Annotated in this window: 19 protein-coding genes; 4 read left to right on the forward strand and 15 right to left on the reverse strand. The window is 47.7% G+C overall.

Annotation, left to right across the window (positions count from 1 at the left end; translation table 11 throughout):
* Nucleotides 1-19: 19 nt before the first annotated feature.
* From ACXAJH_RS04660 to ACXAJH_RS04685, 6 genes are all read right to left on the reverse strand, one after another.
* Nucleotides 20-739, reverse strand: coding sequence for an exonuclease domain-containing protein (locus ACXAJH_RS04660; protein WP_474992273.1), 720 nt, complete (start codon nt 737-739; stop codon nt 20-22).
* On the reverse strand, nt 736-1,704 hold the full coding sequence (locus ACXAJH_RS04665; protein WP_474993198.1) for a DUF294 nucleotidyltransferase-like domain-containing protein: 969 nt from the start codon (nt 1,702-1,704) through the stop codon (nt 736-738). The genes ACXAJH_RS04660 and ACXAJH_RS04665 overlap by 4 nt, the downstream gene beginning before the upstream one ends.
* Before the next feature lie 24 nt (nt 1,705-1,728).
* The gene (locus tag ACXAJH_RS04670; protein ID WP_474968899.1) at nt 1,729-2,991 is read right to left on the reverse strand and encodes an ammonium transporter; all 1,263 of its coding nucleotides are present in this window, start codon (nt 2,989-2,991) and stop codon (nt 1,729-1,731) included.
* Between the two features lie 280 nt (nt 2,992-3,271).
* Entirely contained in the window at nt 3,272-4,015 is a 744-nt protein-coding gene (locus ACXAJH_RS04675) for a polysaccharide deacetylase family protein (RefSeq protein ID WP_474993200.1), read from the reverse strand.
* A gap of 93 nt (nt 4,016-4,108) precedes the next feature.
* Complete coding sequence (locus ACXAJH_RS04680; protein ID WP_474971282.1) at nt 4,109-4,399, reverse strand: hypothetical protein; 291 nt, start codon at nt 4,397-4,399, stop codon at nt 4,109-4,111.
* An 80-nt stretch (nt 4,400-4,479) separates the two neighbouring features.
* The gene (locus ACXAJH_RS04685) at nt 4,480-5,202 is read right to left on the reverse strand and encodes an SDR family oxidoreductase (RefSeq protein WP_474993202.1); all 723 of its coding nucleotides are present in this window, start codon (nt 5,200-5,202) and stop codon (nt 4,480-4,482) included.
* 119 nt (nt 5,203-5,321) lie between these two features.
* Here ACXAJH_RS04685 and ACXAJH_RS04690 point away from each other — a divergent pair, with 119 nt between their 5' ends.
* Nucleotides 5,322-5,672, forward strand: a complete 351-nt coding sequence (locus ACXAJH_RS04690) for a winged helix-turn-helix transcriptional regulator (RefSeq protein WP_474993204.1) — start codon at nt 5,322-5,324, stop codon at nt 5,670-5,672.
* 157 nt (nt 5,673-5,829) lie between these two features.
* On the opposite strand, the gene ACXAJH_RS04695 is transcribed toward ACXAJH_RS04690, so the two are convergent.
* The 3 genes from ACXAJH_RS04695 to ACXAJH_RS04705 all read right to left on the reverse strand — a co-directional run bounded on the left by ACXAJH_RS04695 (nt 5,830) and on the right by ACXAJH_RS04705 (nt 8,614).
* Nucleotides 5,830-6,204 carry a hypothetical protein gene (locus tag ACXAJH_RS04695; RefSeq protein ID WP_474968902.1) on the reverse strand — a complete coding sequence of 125 codons (375 nt, stop codon included), beginning with the start codon at nt 6,202-6,204 and terminating at the stop codon, nt 5,830-5,832.
* 104 nt (nt 6,205-6,308) lie between these two features.
* Nucleotides 6,309-7,883, reverse strand: a complete 1,575-nt coding sequence (locus ACXAJH_RS04700; protein ID WP_474971281.1) for a long-chain-fatty-acid--CoA ligase — start codon at nt 7,881-7,883, stop codon at nt 6,309-6,311.
* Between the two features lie 98 nt (nt 7,884-7,981).
* Nucleotides 7,982-8,614, reverse strand: a complete 633-nt coding sequence (locus ACXAJH_RS04705) for a putative glycolipid-binding domain-containing protein (protein ID WP_474993205.1) — start codon at nt 8,612-8,614, stop codon at nt 7,982-7,984.
* A gap of 190 nt (nt 8,615-8,804) precedes the next feature.
* On the opposite strand from ACXAJH_RS04705, the gene ACXAJH_RS04710 reads away from it, so the two are divergent.
* Nucleotides 8,805-9,905: a DUF2515 family protein gene (locus tag ACXAJH_RS04710; protein ID WP_474993207.1), complete on the forward strand. Its 1,101-nt coding sequence runs from the start codon at nt 8,805-8,807 to the stop codon at nt 9,903-9,905.
* Nucleotides 9,906-9,981: 76 nt separating this feature from the next.
* Here the strand turns inward: ACXAJH_RS04710 and ACXAJH_RS04715 are convergent, their stop codons facing one another.
* Both ACXAJH_RS04715 and ACXAJH_RS04720 read right to left on the reverse strand, forming a co-directional pair.
* The gene (locus tag ACXAJH_RS04715) at nt 9,982-10,734 is read right to left on the reverse strand and encodes a class I SAM-dependent methyltransferase (protein WP_474968906.1); all 753 of its coding nucleotides are present in this window, start codon (nt 10,732-10,734) and stop codon (nt 9,982-9,984) included.
* Complete coding sequence (locus ACXAJH_RS04720) at nt 10,731-11,180, reverse strand: hypothetical protein (RefSeq protein WP_474993208.1); 450 nt, start codon at nt 11,178-11,180, stop codon at nt 10,731-10,733. The genes ACXAJH_RS04715 and ACXAJH_RS04720 overlap by 4 nt, the downstream gene beginning before the upstream one ends.
* 170 nt (nt 11,181-11,350) lie before the next feature.
* Here ACXAJH_RS04720 and ACXAJH_RS04725 point away from each other — a divergent pair, with 170 nt between their 5' ends.
* Nucleotides 11,351-12,244: a DMT family transporter gene (locus tag ACXAJH_RS04725; protein WP_474993209.1), complete on the forward strand. Its 894-nt coding sequence runs from the start codon at nt 11,351-11,353 to the stop codon at nt 12,242-12,244.
* 15 nt (nt 12,245-12,259) lie between these two features.
* Nucleotides 12,260-12,856 carry a TetR/AcrR family transcriptional regulator gene (locus ACXAJH_RS04730; RefSeq protein WP_474993210.1) on the forward strand — a complete coding sequence of 199 codons (597 nt, stop codon included), beginning with the start codon at nt 12,260-12,262 and terminating at the stop codon, nt 12,854-12,856.
* A gap of 612 nt (nt 12,857-13,468) precedes the next feature.
* Here ACXAJH_RS04730 and ACXAJH_RS04735 read toward each other — a convergent pair.
* The 4 genes from ACXAJH_RS04735 to ACXAJH_RS04750 all read right to left on the reverse strand — a co-directional run bounded on the left by ACXAJH_RS04735 (nt 13,469) and on the right by ACXAJH_RS04750 (nt 16,661).
* Nucleotides 13,469-14,266, reverse strand: coding sequence for an MBL fold metallo-hydrolase (locus tag ACXAJH_RS04735; RefSeq protein WP_474993212.1), 798 nt, complete (start codon nt 14,264-14,266; stop codon nt 13,469-13,471).
* Nucleotides 14,267-14,770: 504 nt separating this feature from the next.
* On the reverse strand, nt 14,771-14,995 hold the full coding sequence (locus tag ACXAJH_RS04740; RefSeq protein WP_474968913.1) for a YqkE family protein: 225 nt from the start codon (nt 14,993-14,995) through the stop codon (nt 14,771-14,773).
* Entirely contained in the window at nt 14,992-15,324 is a 333-nt protein-coding gene (locus ACXAJH_RS04745; protein WP_027955490.1) for an iron-sulfur cluster biosynthesis family protein, read from the reverse strand. The genes ACXAJH_RS04740 and ACXAJH_RS04745 overlap by 4 nt, the downstream gene beginning before the upstream one ends.
* Before the next feature lie 62 nt (nt 15,325-15,386).
* Nucleotides 15,387-16,661 (reverse strand): Y-family DNA polymerase, encoded by a 1,275-nt coding sequence (locus tag ACXAJH_RS04750; RefSeq protein ID WP_474968914.1) that lies wholly within the window; start codon nt 16,659-16,661, stop codon nt 15,387-15,389.
* Nucleotides 16,662-16,724: the final 63 nt, after the last annotated feature.

A 16,724-nucleotide genomic window follows, 5' to 3' on the forward strand; every position in this document is an offset into this window, starting at 1 on the left:
TTTTACAATCAGGAGTGCTTCAGCTAAAAGAAGCGAGTTTTGTATAGACTTCCCCGAGCGTCCGGTAGCCGTTCTCCCGTGCTTCCTCGACCGCCCGAATCCATAAGGCTGCTGCAGCCTTGGCATCAGATAAAGCATGGTGCCGATGATCAACCAGTATTTCATACGCCGCACAGCATTCATCAAGGGAATTCAGATCCTGGTTCGGACGATTCACTTTGGTGAGAAAGGTTGTATCAAGGATCCGGTGCCGAAACTTCCGCTTCATTTCCGTCCATGCCGCATGATTCATAAACTTTCGCTCATGGCCGGCGTGATGGGCGACTAAGACATCACTTTGGATATACCTGTAAAAATCGTGCAGGACCTCCTCAAGCGGTGGGGCTTTCTGCGTCATCTCCTTTGTAATGCCCGTGAGACATGTGATTTCATCAGATATGGAGCCCCTGCACTGGACGAGCGAATAGAAGGACTCCTTTTCAATCTGCAAGCCTCTGATTTTTACAGCCCCTATCGAGAGGATGCGGTCTCCTTGATAGGGGTGAAAACCGGTCGTTTCTAAATCAAAGACGACGACAGGAAGATCTGCAAGCGGCAGATCCAGCACATTTTTTTCCTTAATTTCGCGCTCCAGATTTCTAATGTAGGCCTGGTTGGAAGCACTGCTTTGATTCAGGGATGAAAAGCCGCTTCCGATCCGGCCGGAGAGATCTTTTACAAATTGAGTAAATGGATTCATAGCACTCCCTCTTTAGATAAAACCGCTTTAGCATGCTCAATGGCTTCATGGCCGTATTTCATCCAGGATTTCAATCGCTTTTTATCTTCCGCTTTCAGAGAATGTACTGGAACATAATGCACCCCGCCATACCCATCCGATTCCTCCACCTTATGGAGCCGGAACTGAAGAAATTCTTGAAACTGCTGCTTATAAAAATGAAGTTCCGGAAAGTCCTCCTCCATATAGTCATACCTCGACAGGGTGGAAGGGACATGCAGCTGTTTATAGAAAGCCAGAAGTCTCGCTGCATTGACAAACGGAAAGTAAATGGTTTGTTTAAGATCGACGCTGCCCTGCCGGCTTCCCTTCTGTTCCGGAAGCAGCTGCCCGAACACGCCCTTTCCTTTTTTTATAAGCTTCACGTTCTCCACAACTCTTTGATACAGGTGAGGGTGCTCTTGGAATGCTGTGAAAATTTCATTTTTCACCGGTGCCAGCCTGTCTTTTTCACCCACGAGAACTCTTGAATCGAAGAAGATCTGCATATGACGGAGAGACTGCCAGTCCCCCTGCTGCAGCCACCCTGATACCTGCTGCTTCATTCCCTCTTTCGGCTGACACCAAACTGGATTGGAGGACATGACATCTCCCTCACATTCTTCATAGCCGACAGCGGCAAGACCGCGTGTGATTTCAGCACCCAGCGTGAGAAAGTAATCCTGATCAGACCTTCCTCCTTCAAAAATAAGACCGTGGTCCTGATCACTCCAAATGGACTGCTCGCCCCGCCCCGCGCTCCCCATGAGATAAAAAGAAAAAGGAGCAGGCGGCATTCCCTGCTCATTTCTCACCCGTTCCTCTGCAAGTTTCACCGTCCGCGAGATGAGCTGATCATGAAACACATTCAATTCCTCAGAATCGGTCAACAGACCAGGGATCATCGTTTCCCGCCATGTACGCAGCTCTTGATAGCTTTCGCGCATGCCAACTCCACCCTTTATCTCTATTTAGGCTCCTGAATTCGACTTCGGTGGTGTCAGGTTCTCAGGATACCCATACCCGCCATGTTCACTTATATCAAGTCCCATAATCTCTTCTTCCTCGGAAACACGGAGGCCGCCCATTGCCTTATCCATAACCTTCAAAATGATGAAGGAAACAACAAACGCATAGAGACCAGAACTGACGACTCCCAGAATCTGTACACCCAGCTGTTCAAATCCCCCGCCGTAGAAAAGTCCGGGACGACCTACAGCGGCAAGTTCCGGCGTTGCAAATAAACCGTTGGACAATGTCCCCCAGATCCCTACTGTACCGTGAACAGAAAGGGCGAATATCGGGTCGTCGATTCTCCGTTTATCGAAGAACCTCATACTGAAGAAGACGAACGCTCCTCCAATCAAGCCGATCAAGACAGCCGCCCATGGAGCAACGAAGGCACAGGAGGCGGTAATGGCAACCAGACCAGCCAAAGCTCCGTTCAGTGTTGTCGGTACATCCGCCTTCCCAGTCACGGCCCATACCATAAGCATTGCCCCAACAGCCCCCGCACCGGCTGCCAGCTGAGTATTCAAGGCGACATAACCGAAAAAGGCATCCCCCACACCAAAAGTACTTCCCGCATTAAAACCAAACCAGCCAACCCAGAGAATGAGCACACCGAGAGCTGTGAACACCTGGTTATGACCGGCAATCTCATTCGATGTACCGTCTTTATTGTATTTACCGATCCGCGGTTTCAAGATCATGGTTGCTGCCAGAGCCGCCATGGCTCCGGTCAGGTGAACAACAGTGGAACCGGCAAAGTCCTGTTTCCCGTGCTCCGCGAGCCAGCCGCCGCCCCAGATCCAGTGTGCGATAACCGGGTAGATAAGTATTGAAAATAAGACCGCAAAAATAACGTACCCCATCAGTTTCGCCCGCTCAGCAAAGCCACCGAAAGCAATGGTCATGGCAATAGCTGCGAAAGCTAATTGGAACATAAAATCAACGGAACCAGCCAGTCCCTCTCCCATGGTTTCTGCATCCCCGTAAAAGAACTGGGATAAGCCTACAAAAGCATTCCCCTCACCATAGATCAACCCATACCCGACAGCCCAGAAAACCAAAGAAACAATTCCCACTGTAAAGACGGTTTTCCCTGCAATATGGCCGGCATTTTTCATACGTGTCGATCCCGCCTCCAAAAGGATAAACCCTCCCTGCATCAACAAAACAAGAATCGTACAGACAACAATCCAGAGATTGTTCATTAAAAACGTGGCTTCCATGACTTACCCCTCCATGTTAGATTTCTTAACATAATATGATATATACTACTGTACCAAAGTCAAAATGTTAACACAATTGTTTATGTAAGGATTCTTCATATTTTTCAAAATTTATAAGCGGGCTCTACACGCTGTACCTTTACACAGAATGATTCGCCCTTTCCATTTATACATCCGTCCAACTCTTTAAGAAAAAACCTTTACCCACTGGTATTTTAAACATGAAAAAAGGCTGTGGAGATCACGTTCTCTACAGCCAGGCACCCTTTATCCTGCTATACTAACCGGAAAAGTCATCAACGATTTTATACTTTGGATGTTTTTCAATCAATTCGGATACCGTTACAAACTGGAAGCCATCTTCTTTTAATGCAGGGAGAATACGGTTCAATGCCTGGACCGTCTGAGATCTGTTGCCTCCGAAATCATGAAAGAGAATGATATCCCCATTCTTTGAATGGTCTAGAACTGTATCCACAATCCGATTTACCCCGGGGCTCTGCCAGTCTTTTGTATCCTGATGCCAGGACCACATGACTACCATATACCCTTCCTCGCTGGCGGTATTTACAATAATGTCATTGTAAACACCGCCGGGTGGGCGGAACAATTGAGGAGGCGTCCCCGTAATCTCCTTGATTACATCTGCCGTAAAGTCAATTTCCTTCACAATATCTTGTTTTGATATTCCGGTGAAACTCGGATGATGGTACGTATGGTTGGCTATTTCATGTCCTTCCTGCGCCATCTCCCTGATCAAGTCCGGATGCTTCTGAGCTCGTGACCCGACTACAAAAAATGTACCCTTTGCCCCGTATTTTTTTAGTACTTCCATAATTTCGGGTGTGTACATATCACTCGGTCCATCATCGAATGTGACGGCAACCCATTTGGACTCTGTCGGTACTTCCCAGATCGCGGTCCCTTTCTCTTCATAAAAGTGCCGCGGATGAGCGTCCGTCGAGAGTAGAGGAAAACTTCCAAAAAACAGAAAAATAGCAGCAATGCCAGATGTCAGTTTCATCTCTGACCCCATTTCTTTTTTTATTAGTGTGCAGAGCGGCGGTCATCTTATTCCATAGAAAAAAGCTCTCTTTGTTGGAGAGAGCTTTTCTGCTTATTGATCGGGTTTTAAGATGGTCCGCTGAAGGGGGACACCTCCCATGGAAACATTTCGTTCAATGAAGACATAACGGTTTCCATTGATCGTAAACACCCCGTCCCCTTCATAAGATGCTTTGTAACCCTGGTTCTTCAATTCAGCCAGAACAGCCTTCGTATATTCGCCGAAATCTACATACCGGCCATCCAAATCCAATTGGATATGCCCCTTCCGGTACCCCATAAGCCAGTTGAATAACATGTACAAACCGACACCTGCGGTTAGTGTGACAATGACTTGAATCATTAGACAGCCCTCCTGATCATCTTCTTCTATTCCATACGAAAAAGAGGAGGAAGGCGTTTCAATCTGCGGTTCATTTCCTGTTAATCCTGCTGTTTCGTCGGTGCCAGGTCGATTTCGCGAATCGTTACAGACGATGGCTGCTGATATACATAATAGATGGCCTCGGCTACAACTTCCGGCCGAAGTCCTCCTTCAATGGATGCTTTCCAATCCCTGTACCCTTGTTTGATGCCATCATCAGACGTATGACTGATCAGTTCTGTTTCCACAACGCCCGGAGCAATAGTCGTTAAGCGGATATTGTCACCAGCTACTTCCTCCCTGACATTTTCCGTCATGGCGTGAACGGCAAATTTCGTTCCCACGTAAGCGGCATGATCCGGGAAGGTTTTTCTGCCGGCAATCGACCCAATATTAATGATGGTACCCTGCTGATGCTTTTTCATAGACGGAAGAACAGCCAGCATCCCGTTTAGAACTCCGAGTACATTCACATCATACATTTCCTTCCATTCAGCTTTGTTTTGATTAGTAATATCACCTAAAAGCATGCGTCCAGCGTTGTTCACCATCAGGTCAACAGGCCCGAACGTCTGCTCCGCTTTCTCTATTGCAGCCTTTAAAGCCTTGTCATCCGTAACGTCCACATCTGCTTTCATGACGTGGTCTCCAGAAAACCCATCCAAAAGATGCTGTCTTCTGGCGATAAGCAGAACATTGAAGCCTTTCTCTATCAATAATGAAGCCGTCGCTTTCCCTATCCCGCTGGAAGCACCTGTAATGGCGATAAATCCCGATTTCATCTTCATTCCCCTTTCTTTTCTTTCACTCATGGGTAGTGTACAGTAGGAACCATGCAGAAAAAAGTACGCACTTTCATGTCAGATGGTGACATGAAGGTAACGTATGGAAAGGAAACCGTATGGAAAAGGCGCTTTATTTAAATGAGTTCGATGCGACGCTGCAGATCATTCAAGGAAAATGGAAAGTTCTGATCCTCTATGAAATTCATGAGTCCGGTTGTAGACGTTTCGGTGATTTGAAGCAGTATATACAAGATGTATCCCACAAAACATTGACAAGACAGTTAAGAGAACAGGAACAAGACGGACTTCTTTCCAGGAAGGTTTATCCAGAAGTTCCACCAAAGGTTGAATATTCATTGACGGAACGGGGGCGTTCCTTGATTCCTGTTCTAGACTTAATTTGTGACTGGGGACTGCAGCATGTTCCGAAGACGCAGCTGCAGCGGGTGCTGTGTGAGGAGGAATAGACGGAGGCTTCTGAACAGGCATCGAATGTCTGACGCTTGTTGTATATAAAAAAGACGCTTCTTTCCCAGCCGGAGCGGCTGAAGAAGAAAGCGTCTTTTTTCAATTCCATAAAGGTCTCAGATCCTTCAATCCTTCATCTAAACAAGAAGCACACGGTCAAGAGCCGGCCATACAAGGAACTTTCGGACACTCCTCGCATTCGCCTGCAATCGCGTATCCTTCAACCGTAAATCCTTTTTTTCTAAGAACTCTTGCTGCCATATTTTTCTCAACCTCGTTGGTGGAGATCAGCAGCAGCGGCTGATCCGGCAGCTCTCCTGCGTGCCGTTTCAAATAGGCCAGAGGCAGGCAGTACGCCTGTGGATACGGATCCTTATAGGAAATCTGATAATCCCGGGTATCAACAACGGCTCTGCCTGTAAAAGAGCGGCTGGGTGTTATAGAGACTTTATGGACTGACCGGGCCGGCCAGATCCGATAGAGGATGTGGTATAAGGCAAACATGATCAAAGCACTCATTACCGCCGTCATAGCCCATCCCTCCTTTTTCATTTCATTTTCTAGTTGTATTTTATACCCCCGTTGGTATAAATGTCAACAAAGAGAACCTCCCCGTCGATAAGGGGAGGTTCTTTTTAATGAACCATCCGACTGTGACCTTTCCAGAATTCTTTCCTGATCACCACTTTTTGTATTTTTCCGGATGCGGTCTTTGGTAATTCTTCAATAAAGGAAATGCTCTTCGGTACTTTAAAATGAGCGAGTTTTTCCCTACAGAAGCGGACCACTTCTTCTTCCGTCAAACTTTCTCCTTCTCTGAGTACAATGCTTGCGTGCGGAACCTCCCCCCATTTTTCATGAGGAACTGCCACGACAGCCGCTTCCAATATGGATGGATGATCGTACAGCGTTCCTTCCACTTCGATGGAAGAGATGTTTTCGCCACCGCTGATGATGACGTCTTTCTTCCGATCGACGATTTCAATATAGCCGTTCTCGTCCACGACTGCCATGTCTCCGGTATACAGCCAGCCATTACGGATGGCAGCTGTTGTTGCTTCTTCATTTTTGTAATAACCGTCCATAACATTATTTGACCGTGTAACGATTTCCCCTATGGTTTTTCCATCATGCTCAACCTGGCTGCCCTGCTCATCAACGACCATTACCCGGCTGCCTATCATACTATAACCTGCTTTCGCCTTCAAACGATAACGTTCTTCCGACTCTTTCTCCAAATCCATGGACTTGAGCTCAGATGTCGTAATGAGCGGCGAGATTTCAGTCATGCCGTACACTTGAATGAATTTCCAGCCCAGGTCCTCTTCCACTTTCCTTACAAAAGCCGGAGGTGGAGCCGATCCCGCAATCACGACGCGCACATCCTGTTTAATTTGCGGATCGGCCGCTTCATAAGCCTCAATCACCATGTTCAACACCGTGGGAGCCATATGTAACACGCTCACCTTATACTTCTCCACCTTATCAATGATGGCGGATGGATCGTTTTTTCGCAGCATCACCTGTGTCGCTCCATTTGCTGTGTAGTAAAATGGAGACCCCCATCCGTTCACATGGAACATCGGGAGTACATGCAGCAGCGTATCCTGATCCGAAACACGTAAATGATGCATCGAAGATAAGGCATGCAGATAGTTCGACCGGTGACTCAGCACAACACCTTTGGGATTCCCTGTCGTCCCGCTCGTATATAACAAGGAAGCCGGATCTGTTTCCTCCACCTCAGCTCTTGGATATGAGTCGCAGGAAAAGGAGTGAAGCCAGTTTTCATACCCCTGTCCAGATGTGTCTCCATGGACAATGACGTGCTGCAGGCATGGGAGGTCATCGACAATGTTCTCCACCAGAGGATACAGCGAAGCATCAACAAGCAGAACTTTACTTTCACTATGTCTCAAAATGAACTGATAATCCGCCGGCTGCAACCGGGTATTCAAGGGCGTCATGACAGCTCCAAGCTGAAAGACTCCATAAAACCCTTCCAGCATTTCTGTTGAATTGGGAGCCAGGTAAGCCACTTTGTCCCCTTTTCCTACACCAAGTGCATCCAGGCCGCGTGAAAGCCGGTTGACCCTCTCATTCAACTGACTGTAGGTCAATGAAAACGTGTCGTCTATGACTGCTGTTTTTTCTGCATATAGTTCTACTGCCCGATCAAGGAAATCGGTTAAAACTAAAGGTACATGCATGCCAACACCCTCCTAATTAAAGCGCTTACAATAAGTGTAAAGAAATTTCTGTTATCCAGCAACTTCTCCTTCCGCTGTTTTTGCCGGAGAGGGTTTCGTCAGGTCGGAAGCCTCCCTCCTGAATTTCCTTCCGAAGCCAGAAATACCGGTGCCCCATTGAAAACTTCTGTATAATCCGACACCCCCTGCCGGTAAAAAAAGCCCGGATATTCGACAACCCAGCCATTTTGGTCAACGACCAGTGCTGTTTCATAATTTCGGCACCTGTACTGGAAAATCCGGCAGCCATCAGAGTCCCCTAAATACGTATATGTCTGCAGGATTGGCATCACTTCCCGGCTTAACGGCTGCACGGAGACCATTTTGAATGTTCTTTTCTCCCCTATCACCCATGAAACCCGGTTGATTGGAAGCGAGTTGGTTAAAGGTGTGATGGACAAGTCAATATTGGACGCCCCGTCCAAAGCCTCCATGTAACTGCCCTCCACCCACCATTTGTCCTCTTTAACGGTCTCAATGACAAAAGGGTCTTCTTCTTCATTTGTAAAAATTTTAAGCTTTTTTGTTTTCCAATCATGACCGAGTCTAAGGAGATAAGATACGCGGTGGGGGCGTCTGTCATTGATCAGCAGAACGGTCCCATTCACTTCCATACCGTCAGGCCGTTTGTTAATGGTTACATATTCCGAACCGGCGGCGTCAAGATGATCCCACATGATACGCTGCAGCAATAGGGTTTCCTCCTTTTTGATATCATCGGCTATCTGCCGGACTTCTCCCTCTTTCATTCCCTTATTTTAGAAGAATTCGTTGAGATACAACGATATTCCTTCCTTGTTTTACATACGGTTTTATTTCCTGCATACACTAGAAAAATCATGAAAACCCGAAAATAGATCTGCATATGGGAGGGGGGGTACGGTGAAATTCCGGTCTGATGCAGGGGTATTAAAAAAGCAGTTAAAAAACGCCTTAAAACCAGGTGACACACCGCCGATCCATAAAGAAGAGGAAAGAATGCTGGAGGACATTAAAAATAAGACCAAAAAAGCCAACCGGAACAATGTTACCCGTACGAAAGCCTATATGGATTTCTTTCTCATCCACCCCGAAATCCACTGGGCTCTGCTTGCCCATTTAGTTTCAAGAAATGCCGGATGGAACATGACCGATTTGAAGGGGTCTTATCTTCCTAAACTGCTGACAGCAAAAGAAACGGTTGATTTCTATGTATTTTTGGAACGCGGAAACTGGCTCATCTTTCAAGATGCCTATCCTCAACTGCTTCTCTATGAATACAGCAGGAAACAAGGGGCACCTCTTTGGCATCTGTTACCCTTTCTGAATGTGTCTGCCTTCATGCGCCCCTTTTGGGAGCGTTTTTGGGAAAGCGGCCGCAGTGAAGAAATCACCAAAGCGCTGATTGTTAATGAACAGCATTATATTGAAAACCGCGTTCTTAACAACTCCCTTTACATGCAGACAGTAATGGATAAAGTCATGTTCAAACTTCAGGAACTGCTGTCCATGAACCATATCCTTTTCCCTTACCTGACGCCTGTGCAAAAACGAATAAAACTGACAGGTGGAACAGTCCACCATTTCACTTCCGTAAATAAACGCGTCTCCCTGGGGCGTTCTCTCTATGACCTGCTCTATTCCATAGAATCCCGGCTTGAATCCATTATTCTGTGGGCGGAATCCCGTCCTCATACCGGCTCAAGAGCTGATTACTGGCCCGAATTATTCTTTATGGAAGGGGATGGTTCAACACCTGTACCTTCTCCAAGCCCCTGCAGAGGAATTGGGAGAAACAAACTTTTCAGTCCGGCATTGTCAATGGCCTGGGATGACTGGGTCCATCCTAGTGCGGAAAAAGGAGACTGGTTTACCGATTGTCATGTGCTTCGTCTGCTGAAAAAAAAGCCGGAAAAATTTTCAGGAGACATCGAAGGTCCCTGCTGCCGGTCTCTTGAGGAAATCCAGGCAGCTATTCAAGCGAAACAAACGTTTTTTTCATAGAGCGCTGCACAAAAAACCGTCCAGCTTCCATAAATGGAGCAGGACGGTTTTTATGTGAACACACCCCCCACACCTTTCAGCCTTTCACCGCCCTTGTCGCAACCATTGTCTTTATGTACTTGTCGATTGTCCGCCCGTTTCCAAAATCATCTTCGTAAAAACCGGTAATCATCAGGCCGGCTTCGATCTGTCCTTGAATCTGATCTTCAAGCGTGTGTCCGAACTCTACAGCCTCGTTCTCTTCAAAAGCATCTTCCAGTCCCGAATATGGAATCGCATGAGCCACTTCAAGCTTTCCTTCCTCTTCTTTCTGGTCATCAAACAGGTAAAGAACCGGGTTCATAAATCCAGCAATCAACGTACCTTTTCTTTTCAATACCCGGGAAGCTTCTTTCCATACCGGCCGGACATTTTCCACAAATACGTTGGAGACCGGGTGAACAATGATATCAAAGGTTTCATCTTCAAAAACGGACAAGTCAGTCATGTCCCCTTGAACGGTTCTAAGGGAAAGCCCTTCCCTTTCACTTACCTTTCTATCCTGTTCCAATTGGGCCGCCGATAAATCGAAAACTGTGACGTCAGCTCCTGCGGCTGCGAGTACTGGTCCCTGCTGTCCGCCACCAGAAGCCAGACACAGCACTTTCAATGCACTGACAGACTTCGGAAACCAATGTCCTGGGACTTTCCTTCCTGCAGTTACCCCGACTGCCCAATCACCAGCAGAAGCCTTCTGAATGACTTCTGCATCGACCGCTCTCGTATAGCGGACCTGATCCTCGACTTTTCGATCCCAGGCCTTTTCGTTGTGCTTTTGAATATTCGTCATTCGTTTTCCCCCTTTTCTATTGGGTGGGCCTGTCCCCAGTGCTTTTCAATTTCCGAGAGCAGAGACCCTTGGTCTTCCGCCGATAAGTAACCCATATAAAGTTCTTTTGAATGGTCCGATTTCCTTTTTATGATCAAGACGTCCTTTACTTTTGTTATTCTAATGATGTCATCAAATGGAAGGTCGAGATAGCCGCCTCCCAGTCCTCTATGGATCGTTAATCCATCCTTACGCACGACTGTATAGATACGTGTTTTCATAGTCAGCACATACCAGACCGCTCCCCCACTGATGAGGACGCCTGCAGGGAGCGTATAAAGAAGAGAACGGTCTCCCGTGAGGAGGGCGGTTACCACTGACACAACGCTGCAGACAATGAGGACAAAAGCGGTCCGAGCCGCTTTTGTCTTTCTTAAGGTGCTGCTGTACGTGTAGGCTGCGACCATGTTTTCTCCTCCCCTTTCACTTCCTCCCTGTTCTACGTATCTCCCTCTGCATAAGTTTCGTTCTTTGGAACATTTTTCCCTTTCCACTTTCTCTTGACGGTAAACCGACCGGTATGGTTATATATAAGAAGAATATACCGATCGGTTTACTTTAAGGAGGGTGATGCTTCATGAATAAAAAATTGAACGTACTGGCCGCAACAGGATTTGTAATTATGTGGAGCTCAGGATTTATCGGAGCGAGACTCGGGACCGATGAGGCAGCTTCTATGACGGTGTTGATGTGGCGTTTTATAACGGCTGCTGCTATTTTAGGGATCTGGTGGTTATGGAAGCGGCGCACCCGTTTGAGTCCTAAAAGTGTGATGACTCAGGTGTTGATCGGTCTGCTGGCTCAGGGAGGATACTTATACTGTGTATTCCTTTCCGTTGAACAGGGGGTTTCAGCGGGGACTTCTAATTTAATAACGACGCTGCAGCCTATAGCAGCAGCTCTGCTCGCGGGGCCTGTTCTAAAGGAAGGGACATCCCGTAAACAGTGGATCGGATTATTCACCGGCATCACAGGCGTATTGTTCGTCGTTTACGGTGATCTTAGAAAAGCTTCAGACGTACCGATCTGGGCTTATGGACTGTCATTTGCAGCCATGATTTCCCTTGTCATCGCCACACTATTTGAAAAGACAATCAAACGTCCCTTATCTTTAATGGATGCGCTGCCGATTCAAACAGCCGTAACTGCTGTTTTCTTTACAGCCATTGGGATGGACAATGCGGCGCCCCCGGCTACCTTTGATTTCTGGTTCGCAATCGCCTGGGTCGCCGGTTTGTCCACCATTGGAGGATACGGTTTTTACTGGTTGAACTTAAAAATCGGCAGTGTTACAAGAGTCAGCAGTCTCCTTTATTTAACACCACCTGTCACAATGATCTGGGCTTATGTTATGTTTGGAGATACAATTGGTTTCTTAACCATCTCAGGAATGATAATATGTTTTCTAGGCGTATGGGTCATTCAAAAAGCAGAAGCCGGTCCTTGTGAGACCGATCCATACAAACAATAGATGGAGGTGGCTTGCATGGGTGAAACGACAAAAATGACACCGGCGGCCCGGCGGATTCTGGATACCGCTTCAGAGCTGTTTTATTCCAAAGGCATCCATGCTGTAGGTGTGGAAACCATCGCAAGTGAAGCTGGTGTAACCAAAAAGACCCTGTATGACCGATTCGGTTCTAAGGATCAGCTTATTGTGGCGTACTTGGAAGAGCGGGATCAAAAATGGAGGGAGCACCTGTTCTCCTGCATGGATGAAGTGCCGGACGATCAGCCGCTGGATAAAATCCTGCGTATTTTCGATGCCCTTGAAAACTGGATGAGCACACGGAACAAAAGAGGGTGCGCCTTCGTAAATGCCCTGGCTGAGCTTTCTGAAGAAACCCATCCAGGCCGGAAGGTTATTATGGAAGAGAAAAAGTGGTTGAAGGAATTGTTCGCCTCCCTTTTGGAACAACTGCAGATGGAAAATCCTGGTCCTATAGCAGAACAATTATTTATTCTTCACGAAGGGTTAATGGTGACCTATTCCCTTGATATTTATGAACGAGGGACCACAGGAGCAAAAGAAACGGCACACATGCTCATTCAATCCGCAGACTATAAAAAAGAGGAAGCCTGATATCAGGCTTCCTCTTCAGCTGGTAGAGAAACCCCTTTTTCTTTACCAGCTTTTTTCTTTCTTACCGCCGGGAGCGTAAGCCCTTTCCCTTTCCGCGGACGAGCGCCCGAGCTTCCTCGCAAAACCCACGCTCGGCGATCTCGGACCACTCGTTCTTCCGCAGGAGTGGAAGGGGCACCGCTCCTTGGGAATTCTTTAAAATCGAACAATCCGCTCCTGCACCCAGCTCACCCTTGCTGGATGGAGGACAGTCCTTTTCATATTCCGGCAGGCAGCCTTCATCAGCGCCTGTTCTTTTCCTTTTTCTTTGCCACGCAAGCGGCCACAGCGCAGCACATGCCGTTCTTTTGAATCTGCGAACCTGCTCAGGGCATAATCTCTCTCCACTATATGCTAACGCCGACACGAGGAGCGTTCTGTGGTGACGCCTGCGGGAACAGCACGAGCCGGAGATCGACTAGGGCATGTGTTCTTCCTGTCCAAGTCAGCGGAGGCCGTGCCCGCGGCAAGCATCCACCAATAAGCGGAACGCGACCTGCACATCTCCTGCACATCTCCTGCAAAAAGGAGTATTTTCCAGACCCATTGGACCGAAGCACCGTTTTCCATCCTTTACACACGGGCTTTCACGTCATCGACAATGGACGTAATGATGTGAAAGGAATCCCATTCTCCATCAGAATAAGAAATGATCGGGTAGACCTTCGGGAACAGCTTCTCCTGGATGGCTCGATTGGACCGCCCTGATTCATGAAGATGCTTAACTTCTCCATAGAGGTATTGGAGATGGGCCAGCTTCTCTTCCATCCGGCTGCGGCCGTCCGCTATGTATCCGGCATGCCCACAAAACATCGGTCCAAAGTCGTACGTCAGCAGTTTTTGAATGGAATTCATAATCCGGGGGATGGATTCATCACGCATGATCACCTTGGTTTTCGGCCGTACGAACAAGTCTCCTGAAAATAAAAGACCACGGTCTTTATTGAACAGCGACACATGATCCTCAGCATGTCCGGGGGTTTCAATCACTTCCCAGTCCATGCGCCGGGAGGAAAGATGCTTAGGGTACGGAACCGGGTGAAAAGCATCACGCAGGCCCCACGTCTTCCTCCGATATTCCGGATAAGGAGAAAACGTCATACACGTATCGATCCCGGATGGATGAACGTAAATCGGCGTACCCCCGTGCTCCTCCAGCCAGGATGCTGTTCCTGTATGATCTTCATGGCTGTGTGTCAGAGCTGTCAATTCTATCGAAATGCTTTCATAAAATGAAAGGAGTTCATGTTCAAAATAGCGGGTGCCTGTATCCACGATCATACCATCCACATAATACGCAAACACAGGACCCATATGAGGGACGACCATCTCTACACACGTGACTTTCTCTTTCTCATAGACCTGAAACATACGAACCACTCCTTCTATGGATTCTGTCCTTATTGTAACATGAATGAATAGTCATTCATGTTACAATGAAAACATCAACAAATAGATTAGTCTCTGCCGTAGAAGTGATTCCTCCTTTACTGCAGGAATCACCGGGTCCCTGATCCGTTTGGAAAAACATGCGTTTTCTAGTGACTCCAAAGGAGCGATCACCAATACTTGATCATGGATAGGATTTTCCCCGCGCAAGCGGCAGTGACGCATCTTGTACTGTTTTTTTGAAACGGCGAAGGAGCTATGCCAACCTTTCTCTATCATCATAGCGTAAAGCTCCACAGGCACCGAGGAGCGTTCGGTGGTGACGCCTGCGGGAACAGCACGAGCCGAAGATTCACTTGGCCCAATGGTTTTCTTGACCCAGTTAGCTGAGGACGTGCCCTCTCAACATGACATACGGACGACTCTAACTGGATAAGACGAACTTTTTCTACAGACTGAAAAAATAAGCACCCCTTAGTGGAGTGCTTATTTTTTGAAAGTTTTCCAATCGAGTTCACTCTCATTAAGAAGCTCTTCAAAACTCTTATTGGCTTCTCTGCGCTTTCTTTCTTCCATCCGGCGCTGCTTTTCCTGTTCTTCCCGTTCTGCTGCCTGCTGTTTCCATTCATTCTGCTTCGACTTGAGTTTGGATAAAACATCGGCGTTCAGCTGGGAGCCCAGCGAGCCTTCTTCCAGTTTCTTTTTACTCATATCGTCGCTCCTTCTTTCACGTCTTTGATCGGGATGATCGGATTCAAGATACCATCAGGGCTGGAAAGGCGGAAAGTGCCGCGGACAAAATCAAGCTTCATCTCCTTTTTGAAGAAAATGGCCTGCTGGTTGTCAATAATGACCGGATAATCCTCATTTTCCACTTTCTCATCCGTCGTCCGCTCTTCATGCTCCAGACGAAGGGTCGGGAGTCCGTTCACTCCACAGCCGCACCCTTCAGTATCATAAAAAAGGCGGAGAAGCGGCCGGCCGGCTTCCTGTATCTGCTCGAGCTGTTGTTTAGCTTCATCTGTGATGCGTAGTTTCATCTTTCATCCCTCCTGTCCTTCTATTGTAAAAAATCCTTTAACAAAGAACAATCGTTTTGATTTTATTCGGCATAATGTCCGCCAACTAGACGGCTGCGGTGTCGAGCTGTGCCGGCGTCCGTCCAGGAAACCGCCCGGAGCAGCATATCCTGGCCGAACCGTTCACGAATCTCATCCATGACATATCCGAGGTCACGTTTTTTATCCTTTCCTTGATCAAACAAGTCCAGCTGAACACTGGCATCCTCCGTAATACTGCCAAGCGAAATGGATAGGCGGCGGACGACTCCCCCGTTGTAAAAGCGGTGAAACAAAGTGAGGCAGGCATGATAAATATCCATCGTAATGCTTGTCGGCTGATTGATGGATACAGACCGGTGAAAGCCGCTGCCATCTTCCCTTTTACTGTAGCCGATACCGAGCGAAATCGTCCGGCCCGCATGGCCCTTGCGGCGCGCACGACGGGCCACCTCCTCACACATCTCCAGGATAACGTACTTCACTTCCTCAGGATCCGGATAATCCCTGAGGAGAATCTGACTTTTTCCATAACTCACCTGGCCATGGATAATCGGAGCTCCCGGATCGGATAAGTCCACCCCATTCGCATGGTAATAAAGTTGATTCCCCATCACACCAAACGCCTTCTCCAGTCGTTCCAGCGGAAATTTTGCCAGCTGGCCGACTGACCAGATGCCCATCCGGTTCAACCTATGCTCCATCCGCGGGCCGATCCCCCACATCTCAGACAAAGGGGCGACGGGCCACAATTTCTCCTGAAAGTTCTCAAACGTCCACCGCGCTATGCCCTTCTTTTTCGCTTCCAGATCAAGACACAGTTTGGATAACAGCATATTCGGTCCGATTCCGATGGCGGCATCCAAATGGAAGGTTTCCTTCAATTCATCAATAATCATCTGTGCCGTCTCATCCGGACGGCCGAATTTCCCTTTGTTCCCTCCAACTTCCAAAAAGCTTTCATCGACACTGTACGTATGGATGTTCTCTTTAGGAACGAATTTATGAAAGAGGTGCGTGACTTGCGTAGACACCTCCAAATATTTCCTCATTTGAGCGGACACAATCACAATATCCGGTGACGATGGTATTTCAAACAGACGGCTCCCCGTACGGATGCCGTATTTCTGTTTCATGGCCGGTGTCGCAGCCAAAACAACGCTCCCTCTCCGGTTCATATCCGCAACGACCGCCAGGGAACAAGTTAAAGGATCAAGCCCGCGGTCAATCGCTGCACAGCTGGCGTAAAAACTTTTCATATCCACACAGAGGATGCCACGATCCGGATAGCGGGTGTAATCAATATTCGGATTGCTCATGTCCCTTCTCCTTTCGTTTTTACTACTATTATGCGAATATATGTTCGTGTTTGCAAGTTCCAA

The organism is Halobacillus sp. ABD4_316, assembly GCF_056161385.1.

Coding starts and splice junctions, on each gene's coding strand:
- ACXAJH_RS04685 (WP_474993202.1), bottom strand. CDS start 5,202: ATGAAATCGGGATTTATCGCCATTACAGGTGCTTCCAGCGGGATAGGG.
- ACXAJH_RS04690 (WP_474993204.1), top strand. CDS start 5,322: ATGGAAAAGGCGCTTTATTTAAATGAGTTCGATGCGACGCTGCAGATC.
- ACXAJH_RS04740 (WP_474968913.1), bottom strand. CDS start 14,995: ATGAGTAAAAAGAAACTGGAAGAAGGCTCGCTGGGCTCCCAGCTGAAC.
- ACXAJH_RS04735 (WP_474993212.1), bottom strand. CDS start 14,266: ATGTTTCAGGTCTATGAGAAAGAGAAAGTCACGTGTGTAGAGATGGTC.
- ACXAJH_RS04715 (WP_474968906.1), bottom strand. CDS start 10,734: ATGACGAATATTCAAAAGCACAACGAAAAGGCCTGGGATCGAAAAGTC.
- ACXAJH_RS04745 (WP_027955490.1), bottom strand. CDS start 15,324: ATGAAACTACGCATCACAGATGAAGCTAAACAACAGCTCGAGCAGATA.
- ACXAJH_RS04660 (WP_474992273.1), bottom strand. CDS start 739: ATGAATCCATTTACTCAATTTGTAAAAGATCTCTCCGGCCGGATCGGA.
- ACXAJH_RS04695 (WP_474968902.1), bottom strand. CDS start 6,204: ATGACGGCGGTAATGAGTGCTTTGATCATGTTTGCCTTATACCACATC.
- ACXAJH_RS04750 (WP_474968914.1), bottom strand. CDS start 16,661: ATGAGCAATCCGAATATTGATTACACCCGCTATCCGGATCGTGGCATC.
- ACXAJH_RS04720 (WP_474993208.1), bottom strand. CDS start 11,180: ATGGTCGCAGCCTACACGTACAGCAGCACCTTAAGAAAGACAAAAGCG.
- ACXAJH_RS04680 (WP_474971282.1), bottom strand. CDS start 4,399: ATGATTCAAGTCATTGTCACACTAACCGCAGGTGTCGGTTTGTACATG.
- ACXAJH_RS04675 (WP_474993200.1), bottom strand. CDS start 4,015: ATGAAACTGACATCTGGCATTGCTGCTATTTTTCTGTTTTTTGGAAGT.
- ACXAJH_RS04725 (WP_474993209.1), top strand. CDS start 11,351: ATGAATAAAAAATTGAACGTACTGGCCGCAACAGGATTTGTAATTATG.
- ACXAJH_RS04700 (WP_474971281.1), bottom strand. CDS start 7,883: ATGCATGTACCTTTAGTTTTAACCGATTTCCTTGATCGGGCAGTAGAA.
- ACXAJH_RS04670 (WP_474968899.1), bottom strand. CDS start 2,991: ATGGAAGCCACGTTTTTAATGAACAATCTCTGGATTGTTGTCTGTACG.
- ACXAJH_RS04730 (WP_474993210.1), top strand. CDS start 12,260: ATGGGTGAAACGACAAAAATGACACCGGCGGCCCGGCGGATTCTGGAT.
- ACXAJH_RS04665 (WP_474993198.1), bottom strand. CDS start 1,704: ATGCGCGAAAGCTATCAAGAGCTGCGTACATGGCGGGAAACGATGATC.